This is a genomic window from Caballeronia sp. DA-9, from assembly GCF_051615025.1.
Taxonomy (GTDB): Bacteria; Pseudomonadota; Gammaproteobacteria; order Burkholderiales; family Burkholderiaceae; genus Caballeronia; species Caballeronia sordidicola.
Genome location: NZ_CP195132.1, coordinates 248,430 through 273,620 on the forward strand (window position 1 = coordinate 248,430; position 25,191 = coordinate 273,620).

General features: G+C 61.2%; 25 protein-coding genes. 12 read left to right on the top strand and 13 right to left on the bottom strand.

The window, feature by feature from the left end; translation table 11 throughout:
- Positions 1-145 precede the first annotated feature (145 nt).
- The 3 genes from ACRWA7_RS07430 to ACRWA7_RS07440 all read left to right on the top strand — a co-directional run bounded on the left by ACRWA7_RS07430 (position 146) and on the right by ACRWA7_RS07440 (position 2,892).
- Positions 146-1,108, top strand: coding sequence for a 4-hydroxyproline epimerase (locus tag ACRWA7_RS07430; RefSeq protein ID WP_438392110.1), 963 nt, complete (start codon positions 146-148; stop codon positions 1,106-1,108).
- A gap of 174 nt (positions 1,109-1,282) precedes the next feature.
- Positions 1,283-2,104 (top strand): helix-turn-helix domain-containing protein, encoded by an 822-nt coding sequence (locus ACRWA7_RS07435; protein ID WP_438392834.1) that lies wholly within the window; start codon positions 1,283-1,285, stop codon positions 2,102-2,104.
- A gap of 374 nt (positions 2,105-2,478) precedes the next feature.
- Positions 2,479-2,892 (top strand): response regulator, encoded by a 414-nt coding sequence (locus ACRWA7_RS07440; protein WP_099050499.1) that lies wholly within the window; start codon positions 2,479-2,481, stop codon positions 2,890-2,892.
- Positions 2,893-2,938: 46 nt separating this feature from the next.
- Here the strand turns inward: ACRWA7_RS07440 and ACRWA7_RS07445 are convergent, their stop codons facing one another.
- The gene (locus tag ACRWA7_RS07445) at positions 2,939-3,109 is read right to left on the bottom strand and encodes a hypothetical protein (RefSeq protein ID WP_167353910.1); all 171 of its coding nucleotides are present in this window, start codon (positions 3,107-3,109) and stop codon (positions 2,939-2,941) included.
- A 192-nt stretch (positions 3,110-3,301) separates the two neighbouring features.
- Between ACRWA7_RS07445 and ACRWA7_RS07450 the strand changes: the two genes are divergently transcribed.
- From ACRWA7_RS07450 to ACRWA7_RS07465, 4 genes are all read left to right on the top strand, one after another.
- Positions 3,302-3,973, top strand: a complete 672-nt coding sequence (locus ACRWA7_RS07450; protein WP_060818241.1) for a glutathione S-transferase family protein — start codon at positions 3,302-3,304, stop codon at positions 3,971-3,973.
- Between the two features lie 155 nt (positions 3,974-4,128).
- On the top strand, positions 4,129-5,766 hold the full coding sequence (locus tag ACRWA7_RS07455; RefSeq protein ID WP_438392111.1) for an ATP-binding domain-containing protein: 1,638 nt from the start codon (positions 4,129-4,131) through the stop codon (positions 5,764-5,766).
- Positions 5,767-5,771: 5 nt separating this feature from the next.
- Complete coding sequence (locus ACRWA7_RS07460; RefSeq protein ID WP_060818243.1) at positions 5,772-6,272, top strand: molybdopterin-dependent oxidoreductase; 501 nt, start codon at positions 5,772-5,774, stop codon at positions 6,270-6,272.
- A complete protein-coding gene (locus ACRWA7_RS07465; protein ID WP_060818244.1) occupies positions 6,269-8,077 on the top strand; it encodes an ATP-binding response regulator in 1,809 nt (602 codons plus the stop codon). Before ACRWA7_RS07460 ends, ACRWA7_RS07465 begins: the two co-directional genes overlap by 4 nt.
- Before the next feature lie 26 nt (positions 8,078-8,103).
- On the opposite strand, the gene ACRWA7_RS07470 is transcribed toward ACRWA7_RS07465, so the two are convergent.
- The gene (locus ACRWA7_RS07470; RefSeq protein WP_438392112.1) at positions 8,104-8,958 is read right to left on the bottom strand and encodes a helix-turn-helix domain-containing protein; all 855 of its coding nucleotides are present in this window, start codon (positions 8,956-8,958) and stop codon (positions 8,104-8,106) included.
- Positions 8,959-9,400: 442 nt separating this feature from the next.
- Here ACRWA7_RS07470 and ACRWA7_RS07475 point away from each other — a divergent pair, with 442 nt between their 5' ends.
- Positions 9,401-9,802, top strand: a complete 402-nt coding sequence (locus ACRWA7_RS07475; RefSeq protein ID WP_244163991.1) for a hypothetical protein — start codon at positions 9,401-9,403, stop codon at positions 9,800-9,802.
- A gap of 23 nt (positions 9,803-9,825) precedes the next feature.
- Here ACRWA7_RS07475 and ACRWA7_RS07480 read toward each other — a convergent pair whose 3' ends face one another.
- The 4 genes from ACRWA7_RS07480 to ACRWA7_RS07495 form a co-directional block, all read right to left on the bottom strand.
- Entirely contained in the window at positions 9,826-10,227 is a 402-nt protein-coding gene (locus ACRWA7_RS07480) for a hypothetical protein (protein ID WP_438392113.1), read from the bottom strand.
- Positions 10,224-11,810, bottom strand: a complete 1,587-nt coding sequence (locus ACRWA7_RS07485) for an FAD-binding protein (protein WP_438392114.1) — start codon at positions 11,808-11,810, stop codon at positions 10,224-10,226. The genes ACRWA7_RS07480 and ACRWA7_RS07485 overlap by 4 nt, the downstream gene beginning before the upstream one ends.
- Before the next feature lie 26 nt (positions 11,811-11,836).
- Complete coding sequence (locus ACRWA7_RS07490; protein ID WP_438392115.1) at positions 11,837-11,971, bottom strand: hypothetical protein; 135 nt, start codon at positions 11,969-11,971, stop codon at positions 11,837-11,839.
- Between the two features lie 163 nt (positions 11,972-12,134).
- Positions 12,135-13,025, bottom strand: a complete 891-nt coding sequence (locus tag ACRWA7_RS07495) for a LysR family transcriptional regulator (RefSeq protein WP_438392116.1) — start codon at positions 13,023-13,025, stop codon at positions 12,135-12,137.
- A gap of 187 nt (positions 13,026-13,212) precedes the next feature.
- On the opposite strand from ACRWA7_RS07495, the gene speB reads away from it, so the two are divergent.
- Both speB and ACRWA7_RS07505 read left to right on the top strand, forming a co-directional pair.
- Positions 13,213-14,163 (top strand): agmatinase, encoded by a 951-nt coding sequence (gene speB, locus ACRWA7_RS07500; RefSeq protein WP_438392117.1) that lies wholly within the window; start codon positions 13,213-13,215, stop codon positions 14,161-14,163.
- Between the two features lie 12 nt (positions 14,164-14,175).
- Positions 14,176-14,988 (top strand): class II aldolase/adducin family protein, encoded by an 813-nt coding sequence (locus tag ACRWA7_RS07505; protein WP_438392118.1) that lies wholly within the window; start codon positions 14,176-14,178, stop codon positions 14,986-14,988.
- A gap of 38 nt (positions 14,989-15,026) precedes the next feature.
- Here the strand turns inward: ACRWA7_RS07505 and arsC are convergent, their stop codons facing one another.
- Positions 15,027-15,449: an arsenate reductase (glutaredoxin) gene (gene arsC, locus ACRWA7_RS07510; RefSeq protein ID WP_060818251.1), complete on the bottom strand. Its 423-nt coding sequence runs from the start codon at positions 15,447-15,449 to the stop codon at positions 15,027-15,029.
- Positions 15,450-15,650: 201 nt separating this feature from the next.
- Here arsC and ACRWA7_RS07515 point away from each other — a divergent pair, with 201 nt between their 5' ends.
- Positions 15,651-17,366: a methyl-accepting chemotaxis protein gene (locus tag ACRWA7_RS07515; protein WP_075643258.1), complete on the top strand. Its 1,716-nt coding sequence runs from the start codon at positions 15,651-15,653 to the stop codon at positions 17,364-17,366.
- On the opposite strand, the gene ACRWA7_RS07520 is transcribed toward ACRWA7_RS07515, so the two are convergent.
- The 3 genes from ACRWA7_RS07520 to dinB form a co-directional block, all read right to left on the bottom strand.
- Complete coding sequence (locus ACRWA7_RS07520; RefSeq protein ID WP_438392119.1) at positions 17,363-18,142, bottom strand: hypothetical protein; 780 nt, start codon at positions 18,140-18,142, stop codon at positions 17,363-17,365. The genes ACRWA7_RS07515 and ACRWA7_RS07520 overlap by 4 nt on opposite strands.
- 104 nt (positions 18,143-18,246) lie before the next feature.
- Positions 18,247-18,825 (bottom strand): alpha-ketoglutarate-dependent dioxygenase AlkB family protein, encoded by a 579-nt coding sequence (locus tag ACRWA7_RS07525; protein WP_438392120.1) that lies wholly within the window; start codon positions 18,823-18,825, stop codon positions 18,247-18,249.
- Positions 18,826-18,834: 9 nt separating this feature from the next.
- On the bottom strand, positions 18,835-19,989 hold the full coding sequence (gene dinB, locus ACRWA7_RS07530) for a DNA polymerase IV (protein ID WP_438392121.1): 1,155 nt from the start codon (positions 19,987-19,989) through the stop codon (positions 18,835-18,837).
- Positions 19,990-20,168: 179 nt separating this feature from the next.
- Here dinB and ACRWA7_RS07535 point away from each other — a divergent pair, with 179 nt between their 5' ends.
- On the top strand, positions 20,169-20,630 hold the full coding sequence (locus ACRWA7_RS07535) for a hypothetical protein (protein WP_438392122.1): 462 nt from the start codon (positions 20,169-20,171) through the stop codon (positions 20,628-20,630).
- Here ACRWA7_RS07535 and ACRWA7_RS07540 read toward each other — a convergent pair.
- The 3 genes from ACRWA7_RS07540 to ACRWA7_RS07550 all read right to left on the bottom strand — a co-directional run bounded on the left by ACRWA7_RS07540 (position 20,578) and on the right by ACRWA7_RS07550 (position 24,997).
- Positions 20,578-22,524 carry an SMP-30/gluconolactonase/LRE family protein gene (locus tag ACRWA7_RS07540; RefSeq protein ID WP_438392123.1) on the bottom strand — a complete coding sequence of 649 codons (1,947 nt, stop codon included), beginning with the start codon at positions 22,522-22,524 and terminating at the stop codon, positions 20,578-20,580. The two genes, ACRWA7_RS07535 and ACRWA7_RS07540, sit on opposite strands and share 53 nt — an antisense overlap.
- 321 nt (positions 22,525-22,845) lie before the next feature.
- Positions 22,846-23,982, bottom strand: a complete 1,137-nt coding sequence (gene prpF, locus ACRWA7_RS07545; protein WP_438392836.1) for a 2-methylaconitate cis-trans isomerase PrpF — start codon at positions 23,980-23,982, stop codon at positions 22,846-22,848.
- 103 nt (positions 23,983-24,085) lie between these two features.
- Positions 24,086-24,997, bottom strand: coding sequence for a LysR family transcriptional regulator (locus tag ACRWA7_RS07550; RefSeq protein ID WP_060818258.1), 912 nt, complete (start codon positions 24,995-24,997; stop codon positions 24,086-24,088).
- Between the last annotated feature and the right edge of the window lie 194 nt (positions 24,998-25,191).

Below are 25,191 nucleotides of genomic sequence, written 5' to 3' on the forward strand. Positions count from 1 at the left end.
AATAAAATTCGTTGGCGATCCAATAAAACGCATGCTTCGCAAGGCGCTAAAGAATTCAAGCCAGTCTAATAATTATGCTGAAATCGGCATGGAACGCGCCTAGTGCGACCAAGACGCCGCGCACCCCAATTCCTACGATGACAGCATGAAAACCCTCGAATTCATCGATTCCCATACCGGTGGCGAACCTACGCGCCTGGTCGTATCCGGAGGACCGGAGCTTGGCGCCGGCACGCTGGCCGAGCGCTTCCATACCCTGCGGGAACTACACGACGATTGGCGCACAGGCGTTGTCACGGAGCCGCGCGGTTCCGACGTGTTCGTCGGCGCATTGTTGTGCGAGCCGGATGCTCCCGAGTGCGCGGCAGCGGTCATCTTTTTCAATAACGTCGGTTATCTCGGCATGTGCGGCCATGGGACGATAGGCCTGGTTGTATCGCTCGCATATCTTGGGAAAATTCGGGCTGGATCGCATAGAATCCAGACGCCGGCGGGCGTTGTGGAAGCCACGCTCAATCACGACGGCAGCGTAAGCGTGCGCAATGTCCCCGCGTATAGATTTCACCACGCGCTCACTGTAGATGTTCCGGGTCATGGATCCATAACCGGCGATATTGCATGGGGAGGAAACTGGTTTTTCCTTGCAGCGGACCACGGCCAGGAAATCGCTGCAAGCAACATCGGCAGGCTGACCGTATTTACGAATGCCGTACGCAATGCGCTGCAGGCGCAGAACATTACCGGCGCAAATGGCGCGCTGATCGATCACATCGAACTGTTTGCGGACTCGCCGCGTGAAGGCATCGACAGCCGCAACTTCGTGCTGTGTCCGGGCAGCGCCTACGATCGTTCGCCGTGCGGCACGGGCACGAGCGCAAAAGTCGCGTGTCTGGCGGAAGACGGCAAGCTTGCCGAGGGAGAGATATGGCGGCAGGAAAGCATTATCGGCAGCGTATTCGAAGCGAGTTACCGGCGCACGAACGAGACGAACGACATGGACAAAACGGCGGTGATTCCGGTCATCACGGGCCGCGCGCATATCATGGCGCAAGGCCAGCTGTGTTTCGATGATACCGATCCGTTTGTCCGGGGCATTGCGGCCGCCTGAGGCTACCTGAGCCGCTTGCGGTCAATACCAATTTTGACGCGCGCGAGCCGACTCTATAATCGGTCGCAACGCAGTGTGCTGAAGGCGCCACTCGCGGAAATCGACGACGCCAGCGAGACGCGAATGATCACCACGACAGACCGTCCGGCGCCGCGCGCGCAACAGAACGGGCACATGAGCGGGAGCGGGCAGCCGGGCCTGCATGCCGCGCTGCGGTCTCCCGCGGGCGCGCCCACGCTCGATTCCATGCTGGAGCATTTCAGGCTGCTCGAACCGGTCTTCGACGCGATGCCCGACATCGTGTTCTTCGTGAAAGACAGGGAGGCGCGCTACGCCCTTGTGAACCGTGCGCTCGCTTCGCGCTGTGGCCTGAAAGACAAGTTTGGCTTGTTGGGCAAGACCGCCGAAGAGGTGTTTCCGCAGCGCTTCGGGCGCATCTACACGGCGCAGGACAGGGCGGTCCTGGCGCAGGGCAACGCCATGATCGACCAGCTCGAACTGCATCTCTATCCGGCGCGGCAGCCTGGGTGGTGCATGACATCGAAACAGCCGCTGCATGATGCACATGGCAATGTGGTCGGCCTCGCGGGCATCTCGCGCGACCTGCAAGCGGATGAAAGCACGCACCCCGCATATAGCCGGCTTGCCGCGGTAGTCCAGCATATCCAGTGCAACTTTGTGCAGCCGTTGAACATGCCGCATCTGGCGGCCATGGCGAACATGTCCATTGCGCAACTCGAGCGCTATTTTCACAAGGTGTTTCACCTGACGCCGCGACAGGTGCTGCTCAAGACGAGGCTGGATGCAGCCACGGCGCTGCTCGTCACGCGTGACAAGGTAACGGACGTGGCGGCCTTGTGCGGATACACGGATCACAGCGCATTCACGCGTCAGTTCAAGGCGACTGTGGGTCTCACGCCAACGGAGTATCGCGCGCTGCTTCGCGCACATGGGCCGGTCGGCAAAAGTTCTACATCGGCGCAATCGAATCAATAGGTCTGATTTTTCCCGATGCAAATTGGTGCACCAAAAGTTACCTGCTTGCCCTCGCGCCCCGTACTTCTGAATCTTCGCTGGCGAAAATTGCGCTGGTGAAAACGCTTGTGCAGCAAGCTTTTCGCGGCAGTTGCTCAAGCAATTTCTGTGGTCGGTCTGTTTTTTGCTGTATCGATGCTCGAAAGCAATGAGGCATACTGCGCCCGTTGAAAATCTTGAACCGCGCACCGTTCGACACCGGCGTGCGCGGCTTATAACACGGTGTCGCATGGATCTCGCGCCGTTGTGCTGTGGCAGTCCAATGCCAGCAGTGAGTGAGAAACCGCAGTAGCGACATCGGCACCGGAATCCTGTTTGAGCTGTACGAAAAGATAATGATGAACGAAGTAGCGAGACTGGGGCATGCCCGGATTGTGCTGATTGAGGACGATCTGGAAAGCAGGGAGTCACTGCGTATGTTGCTGGAAGAAGAAGGCGCGGATGTAGTTGCCGTCGCCGATGCCGAAGAGGGCGCGGAGACCGCCATTCGCGTGCTGCCCGATGCAGTGATCTGCGATATCGACCTGCCGGCGATGGATGGCTTCTACCTGATCCAACGTTTGCGGGATCATGAAATACGGGGCAACCTGATTCCATCGGTTGCGATCGCGCTGACCGGCCATGACGGCGAAGAGTACCGGTTGCGAAGTATCGGCGAAGGGTTCCAGCATTTCATGACCAAGCCTGCACATCCCGATGCGCTTGTGACGCTGATTCAGCAATCGCTCAGCGCGCGCGTGTTGTCCTAGCAGCGAATTCTGGCGCGCGACGGGCATTGGCTCACGCGATACGAACCTACGACCGGTCCCGGTTGCGCGCGCGCGTCGCGCCTGTAATGACCGCAATGCCGAGCAGGATCACATCGACGATCAGGATGGTGTGCTGCGTCACGTGCATGGCGACGAGCGCCCACGAAACGCCACCGATCAGGATCAGCCAGCCGGCGAGATAAATTACCAGGGTCATTGAATTGTCCTTTGATTTGCGTGTTGGTATGAATGCTGTAAGCCGGAACTGCGCCCACGCATAAACCGGGCCCAGCCCGGCAACGCACCGTGAAACCGAGGACCGCTCGGTTTGCGTGGCGCCCCGCGCGTGCCGCCGTGTTGTATTCTTTGCGCGTCGCGCCCGGACCTCAACCCTTACGGCCAAGCCTACATGCTTACAGTTCATCACCTCAATAATTCCCGCTCGCAACGCGTGCTCTGGATGCTGGAAGAATTGGGCGTCGAGTACGACATCAAGCGTTATCAACGCGATCCAAAGACCATGCTCGCGCCCCCGGAACTGCGGGCCGTGCATCCGCTTGGCAAGTCCCCTGTCATTACCGACGACGGCCGCACGCTCGCGGAATCGGGCGCCATCCTGGCGTATCTGAACGAGCGTTATGGCGAGGGCCGCTTTGCGCCGCCGCACGGCATCTCGCCCGAGCGGCTGCGCTATGACTACTGGATGCACTACGCCGAAGGTTCTGCCATGCCGCCACTGTTGCTCAAGCTGGTTGCATTGCGCATTGGCAGCGCGCCCATGCCGTTCTTCGTGAAGCCAATAGCGCGCCGGATCGCGCAGACCATGCAGGACAGTTTTATCGATCCGCAGTTGAAGCTGCACTTCGGGTATGTGGAAGGCGAGTTATCGAAGTCCGAATGGTTTGCAGGCGACACGTTCAGCGCCGCCGACGTGCAAATGAGCTTCCCGCTCGAAGCCGCCAGCCAGCGCGCCGGGGCCAAATCCCTGCCGCATGTAGCGGCGTTCCTGCAGCGGATTCATGCACGTCCCGCCTATCAGCGCGCGCTCGAACGCGGCGGCAAATACGACTTCGCGGACTGATACGGCGCACGGTGCGGGGTGCCCGCGCGGCTTGCGTACAATGGCCGCTGATATCCCGACTCCGGCTTGAATCAGGCGGCGCGCGTCACGTGGCAAACGTCCGCCGATGGCCTTGATCAAGCACCCGAACCCCGTATTTAGCGCGAAGGCGAAGCATGGCTCGAATCGTCCCCGACGACTGGAAGAATATGGAAGCGACCGGCGCAGCCGTGCGCGAGCTCGACACGCTCGCGCTGCTTGCCCGGCTTCCCGATGACTACACCGTGTATCACGGCGTGCACTGGACGCGTATCAACGAAGGATTTTCGGTATTCGGCGAAGCGGACTTCGTCGTGGTCGCGCCGTCGGGCCGCGTGCTCGTGATCGAACAAAAAGCCGGGTTCCTGCGCGAGACGCCGGCCGGCCTGATGAAGGTCTACATGCAAAAGGAGCGCAACGTCGCCATTCAATTGGCGCGCACGCTTGAAAACCTGCATCGGCGATTCACGGCGGCGTTTGGCGCCGGCACGTATCGCATCGAGGAATTGCTTTATTGCCCGGACTATACGGTCAAGGATGCATCGATTGCAGGCGTTCCGGAATCGCGGATCGTCGATGCAAGCCGCAAGGCAAAATTGCCGTCAGTCGTCCTCGAGATTCTTCCGCCGGATGAGCCGCGCTTTGAAGCGTCCGCGCGGATTCACCATTTCCTCTCTGACGAACTCGCTCTCACGCCCGATACCAACGCGCTGGTCGGTCAGGCCGACATGCTCGTCACCCGGCTGTCGGGCGGCCTCGCGACATGGGCGCGCCGCCTCGAGTTCGAGCCGTTCAGGTTGCGCGTGATCGGCACGGCCGGCTCGGGCAAGACGCAGCTTGCCGTGCAGGTCATGCGCGACGCGGTAGCGAAAGGCCGCAGCGTGCTCTACGTCTGCTTCAACCGGCCGCTCGCGGATCATATCCGGCTGGTGGCGCCTCCCGAAGCGCGAATTGCAAACTATCACCAACTGAGCGCCGCCGTGACGCGCGACGCGGGTGCGCCGCCCGACTTCAGCCAGCCGAACGTGTTCACCACGCTGGAAGAGCGCTTCGCGAATGTGGATATTGCGGAGCACTGGAAGTTCGACGTGCTGATTGTCGATGAAGGCCAGGATTTTCATGCGGTCTGGGTCGACGCGCTTGCGCGTCTTCTCAAGCCGGACGGCGCGTGGTGGTGGCTCGAAGACCCGATGCAGAATCTCTATTTTCGCGACCCCGTGCCGCTGCCGGGATGGACGACGCTACGCGAGACCACGAATTACCGCAGTCCGCGTGACTTGCTTGCGTACATCCGCCGGATAGTCGGGCGCGAGGTGCGGCTTGACGCAGGCAGTCCGTTCGACGGCTCGGAGGTCAGTTTGTCGACGTATGAAAACGGTCATCCCGACGAAGTGATCGAAGCGACCAAGCGCGCCATCACGCAGGCGCTCGCGCTCGGGTATCGCAAGCAGGATATTGCGGTGCTGTCGTTTCGCGGCAGAGAGGGGTCTGTGCTGACTTCGGTCGAACATCTCGGGCCGCATCGCTTGCGCAGTTTTACCGGGACTTACGATTTGTTCGGGAATCCGGAATATCGTGAAGGCGACGTGCTGCTCGAATCCATCTACAGGTTCAAGGGCCAGTCCGCACCGTGCGTGATCTTTACGGAAGTCGACTTCGACGCCTTCGACGAACAGGTTGCGCGGAAGTTTTTTGTCGGCGCGACGCGCGCGACCATGAAGCTGATCGTGGTGGCGTCCGAACGTGCGGCGCGCGCCTTCGAGGAACAACACTGACGGTAATGAAAAAGTTCGACGTGATCCGTTGCATCTTGTTGCTGCTGGCGCTTGCATGCGCGCCGCTCATGGCGCATGCAGCGCCATTGACGCTGGAAGTCGAGGGGAAGATTGGCCGCACGAATGATCCCGACCATACCGTGTACAGGATCAGCGAGGCCGAGTTCATGAAGTTGCCGATCCACACCATCACGACCTCGACAAGATGGACACCCAAGTCCACGTTTTCAGGTCCCAGGCTCGCCGATATCCTGCAACTCGTGGACGCGCATGCCGAGTGGGTGGAGCTTCGCACGCTCGACGACTACGCTTACACCGTGCGTGTTTCGGAAGCCGAACGCTACGGCGCAATCCTCGCGTACAGCATGAACGGCACGCGTTTGAAGGTCAGCAACTTCGGTCCGTTGTTCCTGATCTACCCACGCGATGCGTACCCGCGCGAACTGACGGGTTCAGTGGCTGACGCGAAGTTCGTATGGCAAATCAAGGCGCTTGTCCTTAAATGATCGGTGCGCCGTTTCGCCGCCTGAAGGTTGCGTTGCTGTTCGCGGCAGCCATTGCACCGCCGCTCGCGGGCGTGGGTTATCTGCTTTACACGGGCTTGCTCGCCAACCAGAGTACGGCGCAACTCGCCTTGCCATACGATGGCTTTTACTGGGACGGCGCGCAATTCCAGATAGCCTATGGCCGCTTTGGCAATCAGGTATTGCTGTTCCGAAGCGGGATTGACGCCAATGTCGATGAGATTCAGCTTCGCTTCGAGATCCTGCAATCGAAGCTTGCCATTGTCACGTCCTCCACGTCGATGCTTGCCGATCGCGAAGCGCTTCGCAACAGGCAGCAGGAAATCCTGCGGCAACTCGACGCCGCGCTTGCATCCATCGAACCGGATATGGATGCATTGAGTACCGACCCGTCACGCACGCTCAGGATCATTGGCGTGTTGCGGCAGAACCAGGATGCCGTGAACGAACTGGCGAACGGACGCCGTGTGGTGGATGTGGCGGAGCGCGACTACATCGTGCGTGATTTCGTTTCCAAGCGCCGTTATCTGTTCGCGGGCGGCATGCTGCTCGCGCTGCTTTCCATGGTCGCCACGGCCATGCTGCTGCTCAACGGGTATCGCCGCTCGCGGCTGATTCATCAGCAACGTGCCGCGCTTGAGGCGCAGCATCAGGCGACGCGTGCCGCACGTGAAGCATCGCAGGCGAAGGACGCGTTTCTCGGCATGATCAGTCATGAACTGCGCACGCCGCTGCACGCCATTGTTTCGTCGGTGGAACTGCTGGAACTGAACCTGCATAGCGAAAGCGACCGCAAGATCATCCAGCGGCTCGAAACCGGCGCGCGCCATCTCGAGGCGCAGATGCGTGACCTCACCGACTTCGCGCGGCTTGGCGCGGGCAAACTGGAATTGCGCCTGACCGTGTTCGATCCAATGGAACTGCTCGATTCCATCGTCGATGCGAACACGCCGGCCGCGAGCGCCAAAGGCCTGGTGCTGCGCGGGCAGTTCGCAGGGGAAGCAGGGCTGATCGAATCGGATCAGCACCGGCTGCGGCAGATCGTGACCAACCTGGTGACGAACGCCATCAAGTACACGGATTCCGGTTCCATCGATGTCCGTTTCGAGCGCACGCTAGAGCGCCTCGACATTTCCGTGGTGGATACGGGCCCTGGCATTGCGCGCGAACAGTTGCCGCTCATCTTCAAGGAATTCACGCAACTGGATTCGTCGACGACCCGCCGTTTCGATGGCGCGGGCATGGGCCTCGCCGTCGTTCGCGGCCTGGTCGAATTGCTGGGCGGCGTGGTGAACGTATCGAGCGACATTGGACAGGGGGCGGCGTTTCGCGTGAGCTTGCCGGCAGCGCCCGTCGCGCATGTGCCCGAACGCGAGCGCGCGCCGGCCGACTTGCCACCGCTAAAAAAGGCGCGCGTGCTGGTGATAGACGACCACAATTCGATTCGCGAGTCGCTCTCGGAAATGCTTGCGCATCTGGGTTATGCAAGCGTGGCGATGAGCGACGTGGACAGCGCGCTCGCGTGGCTGGAGACAAATCAGGTCGACGTGATCCTGGCGGATCTGCACATGCCGGGTAAGGACGGATATTCGTTTGTCAACGAGTACCGGGCGCGGCGCGCTTCCGGCGCGAGTCTGCCGGTCATCGCGGTCAGCGCGTATGCGCCCGATCTCGTGGACCCGAGCGCTGCAATCCTGTTCTTCGATTACCTGCTGAAGCCAGTGCGGTATGAAGTGTTGAAGAGCGCGCTGGCGCGGGCGTTATCGGCGACGCGGCGGATTCATTGAGCGCCGTGCCGCGTCCAGATCAAGCATCACGCTCTCAACAATCGCTTCGAAAGGTCCGCAACGAGAATGGCCATGCGCGCCGGTTTCTCGAAACACGTCACGTTGTAGCGCTGAATTATGTCGCTGATTTCAGATTCGCTGGCCTTGCCGGTGGTCAGTTCGCCCGTCAGCACGAACACGGGTGCATCCGGATTGTCCGAATTGCGCACCGCACGAATCGCTTCCGCCGACGTGTGCGAGCCGAACAGCCAGTCGATGACCACGGCGTCGAAGACTTGCGTTTGCAGTGCTTCGGCAAAACCGTCGAGCCCGTAAAGGGCCACCGCCGCAAAACCGCTGCGCTCAAGATAGTCGTGAAGATTGTCAGCAGAAGTCTGGTCGTCGTCCACGACCGCGATCAGCAGCTTGTCCATGTCCGTGCGGCGCGGCTGGATCTCGATCTTGTGCACGTCATGAGCGGCCTGCAGCAACACGCCTTCGTGCGTGGTCACGAGCCATCGCCCGTTCATGTTCTGCGCGATGAAATCCGGCCGGCTGCCGGGTTCGAGCGCGTCGCCTATCCACGCAACGCACGCAATCTCGGCTGCGCCGAGCTTGAGGACGGCGTCCTGCGCCGTGCCCTCGGTGTCGTCGACGTCGGCATTCTTGGCGTCGAAAAGCTGCAGCGCGGGTTCGTCGAAGGCTTCCGCCACGCGGCGAATCTGCGCGAGCGTCCATGGACTGTTGCCGCGCAGTTTGCGGTGGCCCTGGGAAAAACTCAGGTCGAGAATGCGGCAGAGCTCGGCGGTCTGCTGCCGTTTGCCGATGCCGTGGCGATTCATCAGGTCGCGTACGCGCTGGGCGACGGCGAGGGAATCAGAGGATGAGGTTTCAGTGACCATGCTGCTGCTTACCGGTTAAAGCGCTTGAGGTGTCAAGAGGCTGCGAGGGGGCTATTGTAGGCGCAAGCGCGAGCCTGTTTAAAAAACTCTTGAGCGGATAAATGGGGTAGCCCACATGCTGGCGCGTTTTATTTCGGATGGCGGGAAGGACCTTGAGCCGGGCGGGGGAGCACGCTAAAACATGCAAACGTTGGCGAGGTTTTCGGACTTGCACTTTTGCCGTGCGCCTGGAGCGGTTCCGGTCATGCGGCGCGCCTGGTCGCCCGGGCGTGTGAGCGGCAGGGCACGCATCGTCTCGGCAATAAAACCGGCGTGCATGTACATTCGGAAGCAGCGGCCAAAAACCTTGGTGGCTGCCTAATGCAATGTCGAAAAAACGGGGGCAGGGATGCGCATCACCAAGTCTCTCAGAATGGCGACAAAGTCTGCGACTGCGCTATGCGTGCTGTCAGTACTCTTGCCCACGCTCGCGCATGCCGAGGCGATCGAGGAACAGCTCGACTGCAAATCGTCGGGGCATACGTTTATCAGCGCGCTTCTGGCAAGCGGCGAAATCCAGAGCAAGCCGATGCGCGTCGAGGCCAACTCCGTCAACGCGTTCCGGCCGGCTCACGGCGTCAAGCTCACGGCATACGACTTCAAGGTGTTTGTCGTGCTCGGCTATCAGAAGGACGATCCTCTTTTCGCTCAAGGCAAGGGAACGCCTATCGCGGATTCTGCTTATGGCGTGGTCGTGACAGGACCTTCCGACGACGTCAAGGAACGCGTGCGCCAGTCGGGAAGCAGCGCAATCGTCCGCGAAATAACACCCGTGACGACTGCAATAGTCTGCAAGTCGGAGTGAGGACGGCCCGAGTTCAACCGGTCTCAGGCGGCAGGCGGGTCCAGGCGCCACATGATCAGCGGGCCCACCGCGTGTTGCGTTACCTGCATGCCTACGTCCTGCGCGAAGCGGGCAAGCAGGAACGCATCGGCGTGTTGTGTCAGTCCGGCGAACCCCTGCTGCGGCGAGTCCGGGTTGCGCTTTTGAAGCTGGAACCAGAGTTCGCCGATGTCCCGGCTCAGCGGCACGCTGCGCGCACCTGTTACCCGTGCTCTCAAGGCGAACGCGCGGCTGTCGGCGAGATGTTCATCGAATATGACGATGAGCGGTTGTACGACCGGCTCGTACGGTTGCGACAACGTCAGCGCCCTCGCGGACCATGGCGTTTGCACGCCAGCCGCCGCCAGCGAGCTTGCCGCCAGGAAATCACGCCGCGTGTGTTTCATTGTGCGCGGCCTCCGTTCTTGCCGGGCCAGATTCCCTGTTTCCCCGGAGACAGGACCCCGTTCGGATCGAGCGCATGCTTGATAGTCTCGCTCAGGCGCATCAGCGCATGATTGTTGAAGTCGTACTGCGACGCCGCGAGGTCCATGTATTCCAGATGCGTCCTGTATTGACCATAACCCGCCGCGCCGAAGTCGTTTATCAAGGTTTCGAGCAAGTTGCGCGCGCCAGTGGTTTGCCCGGCGTCGTCGCGATTGAAAATAGCCGCGAAGATGTGATGCATGCTGCGTGCTCCGACGGTGAACCCGCCGTAGTAATCGAAGCCGTATTGCGCCGCCCGGTCCCGCACCATTCGCACCTGCTGCACGGTGTCGTGGCCTACCGGCGGGCACACCGGCGAGAAGTCGATATGCGCGCCCGAGCCGCCGCGCCAGTTGAGCAGGTTGAATGCGTCGAGGTTCGGAATGCCGACCTGGCTGCGGTCCCCGCCGCCTTTCGGTTCGACGCTGGAATCGGTATAGGGCAACTCGATCAGCTGCGCGTCCGCGATGCGTGAAAAACGCTCGTGGATCACATCGCGCCGCGCCTTGACCAGACGCTCGGGACCATACAGGCAAAAGCGCAGGTTCCATCGGCCGATACCGAGCGCCCGCGCCATCTTGTCGATCAGCGCATCCGGCATGGCGCCCGGCCCGTCATACCATTGCTTTCGCGTGGAAACGCCCGCGGCCCAGCGCACGGCGCTTTCGATGACCGCGTTGCTCTGGATGGTTTCGTCGAGTTTGAGCGGGCGCAGTGTTTCCACGATATTTTCCAGATCGGCGTCATGACGGAACATATAGCGGCACAACAGATAGCCTGCCGGACGCGGCATCAGCCACACGCCGATCTTCGTGACGATGCCGAAATTCGATTGCATGAACATGGCGTCATAAGACGGCCCGAAACCGGGTTTGAAGACCTGCCATTCGCGGCTGCCGCTCATTGCGCCCATGCCGGTGCGCACCAGGTCGCCGTTTGCCAGCATCACTTCCATGCCGCATTGCGCCGACGCGTGGTCGCCGTAAGGCGTCGTGCCGAAGCCGCGCTCGAGCGTATTGCCCATCACGCTGCCCCAGCCGGCGGCAGGCGGATCGAGCCAGAGCTTGCTGTCTCTTGCCTTCAGCTCGCGATAAAGATCGTAGTAACTTACGCCCGGTTCGACGAGCGCAAAGCCCAGCGTCTCGTTGATTTCGAGCACGCGGTTCATGCGCTGCATGTCCAGCACGACGCAGCCTTTGAGCCGCGGCGCGGCGCCGCCATAGGCGAAATTGCGTCCGGTCGACACGCTCCACAAAGGCACGCCATACCGGTTCGCCACGTTCAGCACGGCGCGAAGCTGTTCAATGTCCGCCACCAGAACGACAGCCGATGCCTCATGGGCGCGAGTGTCGCCGGGCGGAAAGGGATCGAACGGATCGAGATACGGCTGCGCCGCCCCCTCTCCGGAAAGCACGGCAGCGCGGCCCACGACGGCGGCGAATTCTCCAAGTGCGCGCTGGAAATCGGACTCGGACATTCCCGGCGGACGCGCCGGTCCGCTCATGGCTCCATCAACGTGTTCGACCCGGTTCAATAGCCGCCGCTGCTGCTCGAGCTCGATCCCGAGCCGCCGCCCGTGCCGTCGGTCTGGCATCCGGCGAGCGACATGGCGAGGGAGACGGTCAGGACGGCGAGCAGCATCGAGGCGATGCGTCTGATGTTCATGTGAATTCTCCAAGGGTTGATTAAAACGCGCTGCGTTCCGTGCGCGGCGCTTGAAGTCTTAACGGATGGAGAATTCGATTTATTCCGCGCAGGACTGGAAGAATCGAGCGGCTGGCGAATCGGGAAGCATCCGACGCGTGAGCCGAGTTTGCGGGTCTTGGATCTACCGAGGCAGATAACCCTTGAGCGTTTCGCGGAATTTCTGGATCAGCGGTTCCTTCGAACGCCCGCGCCTGAGGATCAATCCGAATGGCGCCTTGTAGCCAAACGCCGCGGGTTCGAGCGCCCGCAAGCGGCCGTTTTCGACCCAGGCCTGCGCATAATGCTCAGGCAAAAAGCCGATGAACGCGCCGGACAGAATCAGGATCAACTGTCCTTCCATGCTGTCGACCGTCGCCTCGCTGCGCTTGAAGCCGTGGCGTGCAAGCTCGGTCTGGCTCCAGTAAGCGCGGCCGACCATCCGCTGCTGGCTGATGGTTTCGTGCGGGATCTGCTGTTCGTTGAAAAGCGGATGTGTGTTGCTGCAATAGAGCCAATGCTGCTCGCGATAAAGCGCATGGTGAATCAGGCCGTTCATGCGCAGGTGGAACGCGCCGATCGCGAGATCGAGCCGGTTGCCAAGCACACTGAGTTGCAATTCGTAAGGGCTTTGCACATGCAGATGTAAATGCAGCGCGGGATGTTCGCGCGTGAATGCGCCGATTGCTTCGGACAGGGGCAACGCCTTGTCGCTGACGGTCGAATCCAGCACGCCCAACTTGATGCTGCCGCGCAACTCGCCGCGCAAGCCGGCGGCGTAACGCTCAAAACCATCGACTTCGCCCAGCAGCCGCAACGCTTCCTGATGAAACTCCTCGCCCTTGGGCGTCAGGCTGAATCCTCCGCGTCCGCGATGGCACAACACCACGCCGACCAGCGATTCCAGCTGGCTCATATAGGTGCTGATTGCCGATGTGGAGAGATTCAGTTCCTGCTGCGCCGCGGCGAATCCCTGATGCCGCACCACGCAGGCAAAGATGCGCAGCAAGCGTGCTTCAGGCAGAACTGTGGCCACGACGAGCGCTCCGCTAAGACAATAAGAGGTGGACGTGCGCAGCAAGAAACCGTTAAGCAAGAAGGGTTGCGCACCGATACTTTAGAAATACCTGAACTAAATATTTCGTGCCAGCACTTTGTTCGCGTGGCGCATGCCTTCAGAATCGGACGCAGACTATTCGATGAACGAATGCGAGGGATATGCCATGGAAAAGATCTTTCATCAGCCGCTGGGCGGTAACGAGATGCCGCGCTTTGGCGGTATTGCGACCATGCTGCGCTTGCCGCATCTGCAATCGGCCGAAGGACTGGACGCCGCCTTCATAGGCGTGCCGCTCGACATTGGCGCGTCGTTGCGCGCCGGCACACGCTTTGGACCGCGCGGCATTCGCGCGGAGTCGGTGATGATCCGGCCTTACAACATGGCGACGGGCGCGGCGCCCTTCGATTCGCTGTCGGTGGCGGATATTGGCGACGTGCCCATCAACACGTTCAATCTGCTCGACGCGGTGCGGATCATCGAAGAGCATTACAACGTCATTCTCAAGCACGATGTCAAACCGCTCACGCTTGGCGGCGATCACACGATCACGCTGCCGATCCTGCGCGCCCTGCACCGCAAGCACGGCAAGATCGGGCTCGTGCATGTGGACGCCCATGCCGACGTCAATGACCATATGTTCGGCGAGAAGATTGCGCATGGCACGACGTTTCGCCGCGCGGTGGAAGAGGGTTTGCTCGATTGCGAACGCGTGGTGCAGATCGGATTGCGGGCGCAGGGCTATACCGCTGACGATTTCAACTGGAGCCGCAGGCAAGGCTTCCGTGTCGTGCAGGCGGAAGAATGCTGGCATAAATCGCTGGACCCGCTGATGGCCGAAGTGCGGCGCAAGGTGGAAGGCGGCCCGGTGTATCTGAGCTTCGATATCGATGGCATCGATCCCGCGTGGGCACCCGGCACGGGCACGCCGGAAATCGGCGGCCTGACCACCATTCAAGGCATGGAAATCATTCGCGGCTGTCACGGGCTGGACCTGATCGGATGCGATCTGGTGGAAGTGTCGCCGCCTTACGATACGACCGGCAATACGTCGTTGCTTGGCGCCAATCTGCTGTACGAAATGCTGTGCGTGCTGCCGGGCGTCATACGGCGTTAAGCTCGCGTTTCGATGCCCCAAAAAAAGGACCTCACGATGCAGCCCGTCCCGACCTCTCTTTCCGCCGCCGAGCAAAAAGTTCGCGAGGACCTTGCCGCGCTGTATCGGCTGGTGGCGCACTTTCGCATGACCGACATGATCGACACGCACATCACCGCGCGCTTGCCCGTCATGCCCGGCAAGTCCGATGAAAAACCTGCGTTCCTGATCAACCGCTACGGCGTGCTGTTCCATGAAATGCGGGCGTCGGATCTGGTGAAGATCGATTATCAGGGCAAGGTTATCGATGACCGAGCGCGCGACATGCCGGAGCTTTTCCGGGTCAACGCGGCGGGATTCACCATTCACTCGGCGGTGCACATGGCGCGTCACGATCTGGCGTTTGTCGTGCACACGCATACGGCGGCGGGCACGGCCGTATCCGCGCAAGAGCACGGGCTCTTGCCCATCAGCCAGCATGCGCTGAAGTTCTACGGCAAGCTCGGTTACCACGACTACGAAGGCATCGCGCTCGATCTTGGCGAACGGGATCGTCTTGTAGCAGACCTGGGTCCGCATAAGGCGATGATCCTGCGCAACCATGGTCTGCTCGCGGGCGGCGCGACGGCCGCACACGCGTTCCATGAAATCTACTTTCTCGAGCGCGCGTGTCAGGCACAAGTGCAGGCCATGGCAGGCGGCGCGCAATTGCGTTTTCCGCCCGAACATGTGCGCGAGCTCACGGCGCGCCAGTTCGAATCCGAAGGGTCGGACGGCATCACGGAACTTGCATGGCAGGCGGCGCTGCGTCTTATCGCCGATACACAACCCGACTACCGTTCCTGACAACCGCCGCGAGATTCGCGTGACCTGGCTCGCGGTTATCAGCGAACCCTGTTGCCCTTTTCATCGATGATCCGTTCGCCGTCTTCCTTGGCGAACGGACCTTGCTGGGCGACCGAAAGAATCTCCAGCAGTTTTTCCGATGGCCGGCATAGCCGCGTGCCTTCCGGCGTCACCACGAACGGACGATTGATCAGAATGGGATGCGCGAGCATGGCGTCGAGCAATTGCTCGTCGGCAAGCGTTGCATCGGCGAGTTCGAGTTGCACGAACACCGCCTCCTTTTCACGAAGCGCGTCGCGAACGCCAAGCCCCGCGTCCTGAATCAACTTGATCAGTGTGCCGCGATCCGGCGGCGTCTTCAGATATTCGATTATGTTCGGCTCAATACCGGCGTTGCGAATCAGCGCGAGCGTATTGCGCGACGTTCCGCATGACGGGTTGTGGTAAATCGTGACGTCCATGGGTGTGTCTCCGGTATTGCCAGTAATAAAAATGAAAGCATGTGCATTGACGCTGCATACCACGATGCTATGACAATTTGCTCAAGTGAGAGGGGCGATTGCCGTTAAAGCATATGGGCCGACAACCTTATCCGGCTCCGGTTTGCGCGTTGCCATCCACATGCGCCGCCGCTTGAATAACGGTGTTGAGACAAGTGAGACATGAACATACTTTCTACGATCAAGGGGCGCCTCGGGATCGCCATGGCCTTTCTGGGCGTGTTGCTGGTGATAATCGGCGGCCTGGGCCTGTGGGGCATGAACCGCGGCAACGAGACCACGCGCGGCCTTTTCACCAACGAAATGCCCAGCGCGGTAGCGGCCGGCAATGCGGAGATGTTCACGGCGCGCGAGCGGCTGAGTTTCGACCGCGCGGCCTTGCTGGTTGGCAAGCCGGCTGCGGCGGAGACGGCGATCGGACGCGGCGCATTGATGCGCGATCGTGCGAACAAGGAATGGGCGCGTTACGCCGCGCTGCCGCAGGGACCCGGCGAGCACGAGATGGCTGAGGCGTTCCAGGCGAAGCGGCTCGAACTTCAAAAAATGCTCGACGATGGTTATGCGAACGTGCGCGCGAACGACGCCGAAAAGATCGTTGCATCGGCGGAAGCCATGCAGGTCAAGTTCAACGAAATGGCGGCCATTGGCGAGTCGCTGCGCAAGTACCAGTTCGATTCTGCGAAGAGCGACTTCGAACTCTCGCAGCAGAAGTTCAGCGAATTCCAGACCATCAGCGTGGTGGCGATCATTATCGGGCTGATTGCGGCAGCGTTTTCGTGGCTGTCGTTGCGCCGCGCCATCGGACGTCCGCTTGACGAAGCGCTCGCTCAATTCGACGCTATCGCTTCCGGCGACCTGCGCCGCGAACTGGTCGTGACATCGCGTGACGAGATGGGCCAGTTGCTCACCGGCCTGGCGAAGATGCAGGCAAGCCTGATCGATACCGTGCGCACGGTGCGCTCGGGCAGCGAGTCGATTGCGTCGGCGACCAAGCAGATCGCGGCGGGCAATATCGATCTGTCGTCGCGCACGGAAGAGCAGGCGTCGGCGCTGCAGCAAACCGCGTCGAGCATGGACGAACTGACGGGGACGGTGAAGCAGAACGCGGAGAATGCGCGTCAGGCAAGTTCGCTCGCCGCGAATGCGTCGGAGATTGCGAACAAGGGCAGCACGGTGGTCTCGCAAGTCGTGGATACCATGGGCGACATCAACCAGAGTTCCACGAAGATCGCGGACATTATCACGATCATCGAAGGCATTGCGTTCCAGACCAACATCCTGGCGTTGAACGCAGCCGTGGAAGCCGCGCGGGCCGGCGAGCAGGGCCGGGGCTTCGCGGTCGTGGCCGCCGAGGTTCGCAGCCTGGCGCAGCGCTCGTCCGGGGCCGCCAAGGAGATCAAGGAACTGATCAACACGTCGGTGGCGCGCGTGCAGACGGGTACAACGCTGGTGGGCGACGCCGGCCGCACGATGTCCGAAATCATCGGCGCCGTGCAGCGTGTGACCGACATCATGGGCGAGATAGCAGCGGCATCGCACGAGCAAAGCAGCGGGATTGAGCAAGTCGCGCTGGCCGTGACGCAGATGGACGAAGTGACGCAGCAAAACGCGGCGCTGGTGGAAGAGGCGGCTGCTGCCGCGCAGTCGCTGGAAGATCAGGCGGGCGCGTTGAAAGCGGCGGTGGCGGTATTTCAGTTGAACGATGGTGGTGCGGAATTTGTGAAGCCCGCGGCGAAACCCGCTCGTGCAGCGGCGCTCGCGCAGACGACCCGCGCGGTTGCAAGCGAACGGCTTGCCCGGTTGAAAACGCCGCTCGTGGGCGTCGAGAAGGCGAAGCCCGTCGCATTGGCAGGCGCCGCCGACTGGGAAGCGTTTTAACGGGCAGGGCGCTGGTTGCGCTGCGCGCCTGAGCGCGCCGCTGCTGCAACAATGTTCAGCGGCGTTTCCCGGCACGCGTTGTCCCACACGTTCAGATATCGGAGCGACGCCATCTCCGGCTGAAGGTGCAGATGCTCGAACCAGCGCTTCACGAGCTTTTCTTTATCGTTGAGAACCGGCGCTAGCGCATCCGCGAAACACGCGGCCGCTTCCCTGAAGCCGAGGCGGTCGAGCACTGTCACCGCTTCGCGCCGCGTCGCGCTGTCCGGCAGAACATGTTCAATGAACGCCCAGTTCACCAGCGCGCCTGGTCGGCAATCGGCTTCGTGCGATGCAGTGACGGCGAGCGTGCCCCAAACCTGTCTTATCGCGCGCTCCCAATGTGCCAGGCGTTCAGGACGCCGACACAATTCTTCAGGCACGATCACGAGATGCTCCATGCAGTTGTCGTGATACGTCACGGCTGAACTCACGCACGGATTCCATCGTACGTACGCTTTGTTGTCGACCAGAAGCGGGATTCCTTCAAGCAGGAAGCGGCGCACGTGAAACAGTTCGTGCAGCACGGAGCCATCCGGAAACCAGTCCGGGTCCGGGATGACAATGCGCGCGCCCGATTGATCCACTTCGCACTCCAGTCCGCCGGGTTCGTCGGCGGCGCGGCGTGGCAAGTGCTGGCTCACCTTCACAATGATCTCGAAGCCAAGCGCGTATTCAAGGTCTTCGGCCAGCGCGCGAACATCGGGGGCGAGACGGTTCAGATACGCTTTCTGCATGAGAATTGGGCCCGGTGCGTCGAGTGTTGTCTGGGCAGGCACCCGGAATGGACGCTGTAGAGACTGTACGCCCACGCGCGCCGTTTGAGCAGCCGTTGCGGCGCTCAGGTGCTCATGCAGCGAAACGCCAGGCTGATGCGCGGACCTGCGACTTCCGCCATCTTCGGGATGCCGTGATTGTGCGTGAATTGCGATGCATGACTCATCGCGACGACGCTGCCTGCGTGCAGATCCACATTGAGCGTGCGCCCTTTGCCCGATTTTGCGCGGACCGTCATGCGGCGCGTTGCGCCCAGCGAAAGAATGGCGATGGGCGCTTTCGGCACAAGTTCCTGGGTGTGATCGTTATGCGGCGCGACGCTGTCATTGCCATCGCGATACAGGTTCAGTCCCACGCTGTTGAACGCCGCGCCGGTCGCCACGCTGACCGCAGCCGCCGCCTCTTGCAGTGGCTCGGGCAAGTCCGCGGCTCCGAGCGAAAAATGCGCCGTCAGGCGTGGTACATCGACTTCGCGCTCGTACATCATGCGGCGCTGGTTGCTCCAGATCACGCCGCCGAGCACTTGCTCGAACCACGCTTGCGCCGTGGCGGCCGGGACCACATCCGGGAGATAGCGGATCCCGCACTCGGCGTCAGTGATGAGATCGAGCGGCGCGGGATCGAACAGATCGCTTTGATACACGATGTTTCCTCAATCGGCGGCGAACGGCAGTTCGCCTTGAACGGGCGCCGGCCCGGCGATATACGACCCCGCCGGCACCAGCGCCGTCACGCGCACGCCCAGGAGCCGCAGGCGCCGGTCGAGCGGCACGCGCCGCAGGCATTCGGTGGCGGCGCGGCGGATTTCGGTGGCGTCGGCCGTGGGCGCGGGCACAGTCAGGTCGCGCGTGACCGTGCTGAAGTCGTTGTAGCGCAGCTTGATCCCGACCGTGCGCCCTTCGTAGCCCTTGCGCCGCAAGTCGTCCGCAACGCGCGTGCACAAATCCGTGAAAGCCGCCGATAACGCGCTGCGATCCTGGCGCGGATGCAGGTCGCGCTCGAACGTGGTTTCGCGGCTCATTGACTTCGGCTCGGAACTGACCACGACGGGCCGCTCGTCGGCACCTTGCGCCACTTCCACGAGCCACGCCGAATAGCTGCGCCCGAACGTTGCCTGAAGCAGTTGCGGATCGGCGCGCGCGAGATCGCCGACGGTTTCTATGCCTATAGCCGCCAGCTTTTCGGTCGCCTTCGGCCCGATGCCGTTGACCTTGCGCACCGCCAGCGGCCAGATCCGCAGCGGGATGTCGGCGGCGGTGAGAATGGTCAGGCCATCCGGCTTGTCCAGTTCGGAGCCGATTTTCGCCAGCAGCTTGTTCGGTGCGACGCTGATCGAACACGACAGGGCGGTCGCGTCGCGCACGGCCTGCTTGATGCGTGTGGCGATCTCCGCCGGATCTCCCGGCAGGGCGGTGAGATCGATATAAATCTCGTCGATACCGCGGTTCTCGATTTGCGTGGTGAACGTGGCGACGGCCGCCTTGAAAAGCCGCGAATAATGCCGATACGAGTCGAAATCGGTGGGCAGCAGGATGGCGTCCGGCGCGAGTTGCGCCGCTTTCATCATGCCCATGGCCGAGAACACGCCGAGCGCGCGCGCTTCGTAGGTCGAGGTCGTCACCACGCCCCGGCCGGCGTAATTGCGCAGCCTGACGAAACGGCGGGAGCCGTCGGGCAGGGTTTCGGGCGTGGCGTTCTTTCCGCCGCCGATTACCACGGGCTGGCCACGCAGTTCGGGATAGCGCAGGAGTTCGACCGACGCATAGAACGCGTCCATGTCGAGATGCGCAATACGGCGCGTGGTCATGGCGGCGCCCCGCGTGCACCGATTTTTCCGCCAGGATCGGACATGGCATCAATAACTGTATGGATGTACAGTATTTTACATCGAAAACTGGATTGCGCTAATCAGGCTGCAATGGCGTACCAATTGGCGCGGGTTTTGCGCCATGATCGTTCAACTCTCACACCTGTAGCGAGGCAAGCATGGTCGACACGTGGCTCTTCCAGATCAGGATCACCGCCTCACCCGAACTGGCCGGAACCGTGCGCGACGATCCGCAGCGCATGCCGCCGGAACTGGACGAGGTGCTGCTGCGGCATGGCGCCACCCTTGTATGCCAGTTCGATGCATTTGCCGGCTATGTGGCCGAGGCGGAAAAATCGGGCGCCGATAAATATCCGCTGTACCAATGGACGCGGGACACGATTGAGAATCCCGAGAAAAAAGCCAGATATCTGCGCTCGTTCACGGCGTACGTCAACGGTGAGGATGTCTATGCCAGGGACATTGCAGACACGCTGCAATCGGAATTGTCGGCGCTCGCGGGCACGGTTGGCATAGAGCGCGTCGTCAAGTTCGACACCAATCCGGCGAACAATCCGCAGCCGCCCGCTACCGTTGAGCCGCATTCGCCGCGGCCCCCGGCGTCCATCGATAAACAATGATGCTCGACTCGTTGTAGTTATCCTTGGTGACGACGTACTCGCCGGTCGAGCGCAGATACGCGCGCAAGCCATACATGGAATCCACGTCGTTGCCCACGTCCACATTCCCGGGATTGCTGTTGGTGAACGTGATGTCGAGGCTGCCCGTCGCGAGATTGAATGCGTCGATGTTCGGCGCCGTGTGCACATATCCGACGAACAGATAATTGCCTGCGGCGGCGATCGATTTCGGATTGGCGCTCGTGAGATTGATCACCGGATTCGGCGCTGTTTGATTGCCCGCGCGCCAGCCGTGATACACCTCGACGCGCGTTCCTATGGACGTCCAGTCCGTGCTGCCGATAATGCCTTGCGCGAGGATCATGGTGTCGCTGCCAGCAAGATAGATGATCCGCGTCAGAGGCAGGATGGACCTCGGCGTGGCGTACGCGAAGCCGGGACCCCACGAGGGTTTGCCGTTGGCGTCGAATCCGGTCAGCGGATAGTAGTAAATGCGGTTTGTCCTGTCCGGACCCGCCCAGATGTTCGCGTTGCTGTCGAGGGAGAATCCGCCCGTGATCAGCGTGCTCGTGTTGAACAGCGCGCCCGGCAGTGATCCGTCCGGAATCGCGATGTAACCGTTGGCCGTATTGAAGTGATAGAAATTGAACACGCCCGGGTTCTGGCCGGCCGCGACCATCACGCGGTTCGCGCCGACCGTGGCGACTTGCGCGAAGTGCTGGCCGCGTTGGGTATCGTTGATGTCGATTCGCGGATCGGACGGAAAGTCGAACGGATTCACCGTGTTCGCAACGAACGTGCCCCCGGCAGTGCCGGTATAGACGTTGAAGCCGCCATAGAAGTACGCGCCGTCCGTGCCCGGGTCTGGCTCGCCGTTGCCTTCGAAGTTGAGCGACTGAAGTCTCCATCGAAGGATGCTTGAAGTGTCGTAGACGTAGATGTCTGTGTTGCCGTTGCGTGCGAGGTCCCAGGTACCGCCCCAGGGATTGCTGAGCACGTAGAGATTGCCGGCCGCGTCCTTGCCGATACCCACCACGCGCGTGAAACGCCGGTCGCCGACCTGCCCCTTGATGCCCGACGTGGTGTCGAGATAACCGCCCTGAATGCCGAACGTGCCGACCTGGGCGGGTGCGCCCGCGGTCTGGTAGAGCTTGATGTTCATGTCGGGCCCTTGATCGCCGACCATGAGCTGCCCGTTGGTGGCATCGAAAAACAATGCGGACGGACGCGATGTAGCGGGCATCTGGATTGTGTTCAACGCAGCGCCGTCCGGACTGAATTCCACGATGGCGCCCGCATCTTTCTGCGCGACCCAGAGGTTGCCGGCGTTATCGAGGGCGAGCGCGCCGGGGCCTGTCACGTTGATGTCGCGTTGCCAGACGCCGTCGGTCGTGAAGACGCGCACACGATTTCCCGGAAAGTCGCTCGCGTAGAGCAGGGAACCGGCGGTGGCGAGTCCGGTGATGACATCGGCGCGCGTTTCGGTCGTGGTCGCGCTGACGGCGATTACAAAATCGCGGGTCTTGGTGGCGCGGTTGTATCGGCCCACGAGTCCGCTGCCCTTGTTCCTGTCGTATTGCATGGCGGCGAAGATCGAGGTTGCATTGCCCGTAATGGCGCTGCCCTGGAACTCGTTGTGAATGCCGATGGAACCCGCGCTCTTGCGGTTCTGGTAGATCGCGATTCCGCCTTCGTTTTCATCCCAGAGCGACGCCGTGTAGATGACGCCTTCGGGCGCTATCCACATCGAGCGGGCGCCGTTGCCCACGTAAGTGGAACTCGTTCCATACGTGTTTGCCAGCCAGTCCGTGGTGTATTGCGCCTGAATGGGACTTGCAATCGCAGCAAACAGCGCACTGGCTGCAAACAGATTGCGGATGCGTTTAATGACCATGAGCGATGTTCTCCGGGACGTGTCGGGTGGCGGGGGCTAAAGGCGCGTAGTGCGCCCGGGTGCCTTGGGCGGCGTCTGGCGAAGGCGTTGTGATCAAGGCGAGTGATGCAGAAACCGCGATCACGCTATGGCTGATCGTACGGGGAAAATATTGGAAAGCGCCGCGGATAAAAATCAAAAATAAATGGCGCGCTTTTATTTGAGGCTATCGGCGCAAGGGAATACAGGAAATCTTTCCATTTGCAGAGCCGATGCAGGTAATTAGGTAACACTTATCAGGTAATACTTAGTCAACCTAATTGCGATCGTATGACTGGATGCTTACGAAGCAAACACCGTTGCCGGTACGAACACAAAGCCTTCCATCAATCGGCGCGCGCTTCGGCTCATGATGGCTTTTGTCACGACCCAGTCATTGTTTATCTGCACGGTTTCAGCGCCGACCGCAAGGCTGCCCGACGGATGCCCAAAGCGAATCGCACCTTTTGAATCTGGCACGAGCCGGTTGACCAGCGTACCGGGGATCGCAGCCGCGACCGCTATGGCGACTGCGCCCGTTCCGGTCATTGCGTGGTGAAGCTTGCCCATCGAAAAAATGCGCGCGTTGATATCGAGCGTTGCGGCTTTGACCTGCTTGCCGCTCGACGCCACGTAATCGCTCGGCTTGGCAACGAACGCGAGCTTGGGCGTATGCGGCCTCGACTGCGTGGCTTCGTCAGGCGTTTTCGCGAGACCCATCCGGACCGCCGCATGCGCGCGAATCGCTTCGGCCTTTTGAAGCAACGCGCTGTTGCCGTTCACGTCCCGCTGCAACTCGGCTCCGTTGAGCTGCAGGCTCGCTGCATCGATGAAAATGGCCGGGTTGCCGGCGTTGATCATCGTCATCTCGACCGGCCCGACGCCCGGCACTTCCAGCACGTCCAGTGCGTTTCCGGTCGGGAACATGCCGCCATTCGAATGCTCGCTGTCGCCCGCCGGGTCCAGAAATTCGATCCGGATTTCCGCCGCTGGAAAAGCGACGCCATCGAGTTCGAAATCGCCTTCTTCCATTACTTCGCCGTCCCGCATGGGGACGTGGGCGATGATCCTCGCGTTGATGTTGGCTTGCCAGATCCGGACGATGGCGAGTCCGTCGCGCGGGGCGTCGACGAGACCCTGCGCGATGGCAAAAGGACCGACCGCCGAGGTCAGGTTGCCGCAATTGCCGGACCAGTCGATCACGGGTTGATCGATGGCGACCTGCCCGAAGCGATAGTCCACGTCGCAATCGCCGCGCGACGACGGCCCGATGATCACGACCTTGCTTGTGCTGGAGGTGGCGCCGCCCATGCCGTCGATATGCTGGGCGTAGGGATCGGGACTGCCGATCACGCGCATGAGGACGCGCTCGCGCAAGGCCGCGTCTTCAGGCAGCCAGTCGTGACGAAAAAATACGCCTTTGCTCGTGCCGCCACGCATGTAGACAGCGGGGATTTTTGTTTGCGCCAAGATGAGTCTCCGGTAAGCGGGATGCGGTGCGTGCCCTTGCGCTTATTTTGAAGCCTTAATTGTTTTCATGTTCTCACGCCGCGACTTCCTGCCCTCGCGGAACAACCGAACTCAGCCACTCCGACAGCGCCACGAATGGCTCGTCATGCGCAATTTCATCGGGCGCAACGAGGTAATAGCCGGATTCGCCAGTCATCGGTTTATCGAGCGGCACGACCAGCCTTCCCGACGACAATTCGTCCGCGAGCAGGATTTCCGGCAACAACGCCACGCCCAAGCCAGCTTGCGCCGCGCTCGTGAGCATGGTGAACAGTTCGTAACGTGCGCCACGCACCGCGCGCACATCGTGTTCAAGCCCGTTCAGGCGAAACCATGTGCGCCACGCGTCCGGTCTCGTCGATAAATGCAGCAGCGGCAATTCAGTCAGTTGATCAAGCGATACCGGTGCGGCGGCCGGCAGCAATGACGGATTGCACACAGGCACGACCTTGCCTTCGCGAAACAGCAGCTTGCCTTGCGTGCCGGGCCATACGGAGTCGCCAAAGTACAGCGCGGCGTCGAACGGGGAATCGCTGAAGAGAAACGGTTCGGTACGGATCGACAGGTTCACCGTGATATCCGGGCGCCGCGCGCGAAATTGCGGCAGACGCGGAATCAGCCATTGGCTCGCGAGCGTCGGAACCACCGCAATTTCAAGAATCCGCCCGACACCGCGCTGCGCCATCAGTTCGAGTGTGTCACGTTCGATCCGGTCGAGATTCTTGCGCACGAGCGCCGCGTACTGCCGCCCGTGCGTGGTCAGCACAATGCGCTTCTTGATCCGCAGGAACAAGGCGACGCCCAACCGGCTCTCCAGCGACGCCACTTGCCTGCACACCGCGCTCTGCGTAAGTGAAAGTTCGTTGGCGGCGCGCGTGAAGCTCTCGTGGCGCGCGGCTGCCTCGAAAATCTGCAACGCGACCAGGTTGGGGATGCCCTTTCTCATGTTTTTTTAGTTGCCTCACTAAGGCGATAAAAAGCCCAGTTAGTGCGTTTTTGGAACCAAGTCATGAGTTTATATCAATTGCATGGCTTTTTGACGCGGCTCAGAATCGACCGCTATTGATCGCGCACCGCGCCCGATCAAGCTTTGAGGCATGTGCATTGCCCGACCAGCAGGAACTCCAGAAAATGAATCCG

Coding starts and splice junctions, on each gene's coding strand:
- ACRWA7_RS07430 (WP_438392110.1), top strand. CDS start 146: ATGAAAACCCTCGAATTCATCGATTCCCATACCGGTGGCGAACCTACG.
- ACRWA7_RS07435 (WP_438392834.1), top strand. CDS start 1,283: ATGAGCGGGAGCGGGCAGCCGGGCCTGCATGCCGCGCTGCGGTCTCCC.
- ACRWA7_RS07440 (WP_099050499.1), top strand. CDS start 2,479: ATGATGAACGAAGTAGCGAGACTGGGGCATGCCCGGATTGTGCTGATT.
- ACRWA7_RS07445 (WP_167353910.1), bottom strand. CDS start 3,109: ATGACCCTGGTAATTTATCTCGCCGGCTGGCTGATCCTGATCGGTGGC.
- ACRWA7_RS07450 (WP_060818241.1), top strand. CDS start 3,302: ATGCTTACAGTTCATCACCTCAATAATTCCCGCTCGCAACGCGTGCTC.
- ACRWA7_RS07455 (WP_438392111.1), top strand. CDS start 4,129: ATGGCTCGAATCGTCCCCGACGACTGGAAGAATATGGAAGCGACCGGC.
- ACRWA7_RS07460 (WP_060818243.1), top strand. CDS start 5,772: ATGAAAAAGTTCGACGTGATCCGTTGCATCTTGTTGCTGCTGGCGCTT.
- ACRWA7_RS07465 (WP_060818244.1), top strand. CDS start 6,269: ATGATCGGTGCGCCGTTTCGCCGCCTGAAGGTTGCGTTGCTGTTCGCG.
- ACRWA7_RS07470 (WP_438392112.1), bottom strand. CDS start 8,958: ATGGTCACTGAAACCTCATCCTCTGATTCCCTCGCCGTCGCCCAGCGC.
- ACRWA7_RS07480 (WP_438392113.1), bottom strand. CDS start 10,227: ATGAAACACACGCGGCGTGATTTCCTGGCGGCAAGCTCGCTGGCGGCG.
- ACRWA7_RS07485 (WP_438392114.1), bottom strand. CDS start 11,810: ATGAGCGGACCGGCGCGTCCGCCGGGAATGTCCGAGTCCGATTTCCAG.
- ACRWA7_RS07490 (WP_438392115.1), bottom strand. CDS start 11,971: ATGAACATCAGACGCATCGCCTCGATGCTGCTCGCCGTCCTGACCGTC.
- speB (WP_438392117.1), top strand. CDS start 13,213: ATGGAAAAGATCTTTCATCAGCCGCTGGGCGGTAACGAGATGCCGCGC.
- ACRWA7_RS07505 (WP_438392118.1), top strand. CDS start 14,176: ATGCCCCAAAAAAAGGACCTCACGATGCAGCCCGTCCCGACCTCTCTT.
- arsC (WP_060818251.1), bottom strand. CDS start 15,449: ATGGACGTCACGATTTACCACAACCCGTCATGCGGAACGTCGCGCAAT.
- ACRWA7_RS07515 (WP_075643258.1), top strand. CDS start 15,651: ATGAACATACTTTCTACGATCAAGGGGCGCCTCGGGATCGCCATGGCC.
- ACRWA7_RS07520 (WP_438392119.1), bottom strand. CDS start 18,142: ATGCAGAAAGCGTATCTGAACCGTCTCGCCCCCGATGTTCGCGCGCTG.
- dinB (WP_438392121.1), bottom strand. CDS start 19,989: ATGACCACGCGCCGTATTGCGCATCTCGACATGGACGCGTTCTATGCG.
- ACRWA7_RS07535 (WP_438392122.1), top strand. CDS start 20,169: ATGGTCGACACGTGGCTCTTCCAGATCAGGATCACCGCCTCACCCGAA.
- ACRWA7_RS07540 (WP_438392123.1), bottom strand. CDS start 22,524: ATGGTCATTAAACGCATCCGCAATCTGTTTGCAGCCAGTGCGCTGTTT.
- prpF (WP_438392836.1), bottom strand. CDS start 23,982: ATGCGTGGCGGCACGAGCAAAGGCGTATTTTTTCGTCACGACTGGCTG.
- ACRWA7_RS07550 (WP_060818258.1), bottom strand. CDS start 24,997: ATGAGAAAGGGCATCCCCAACCTGGTCGCGTTGCAGATTTTCGAGGCA.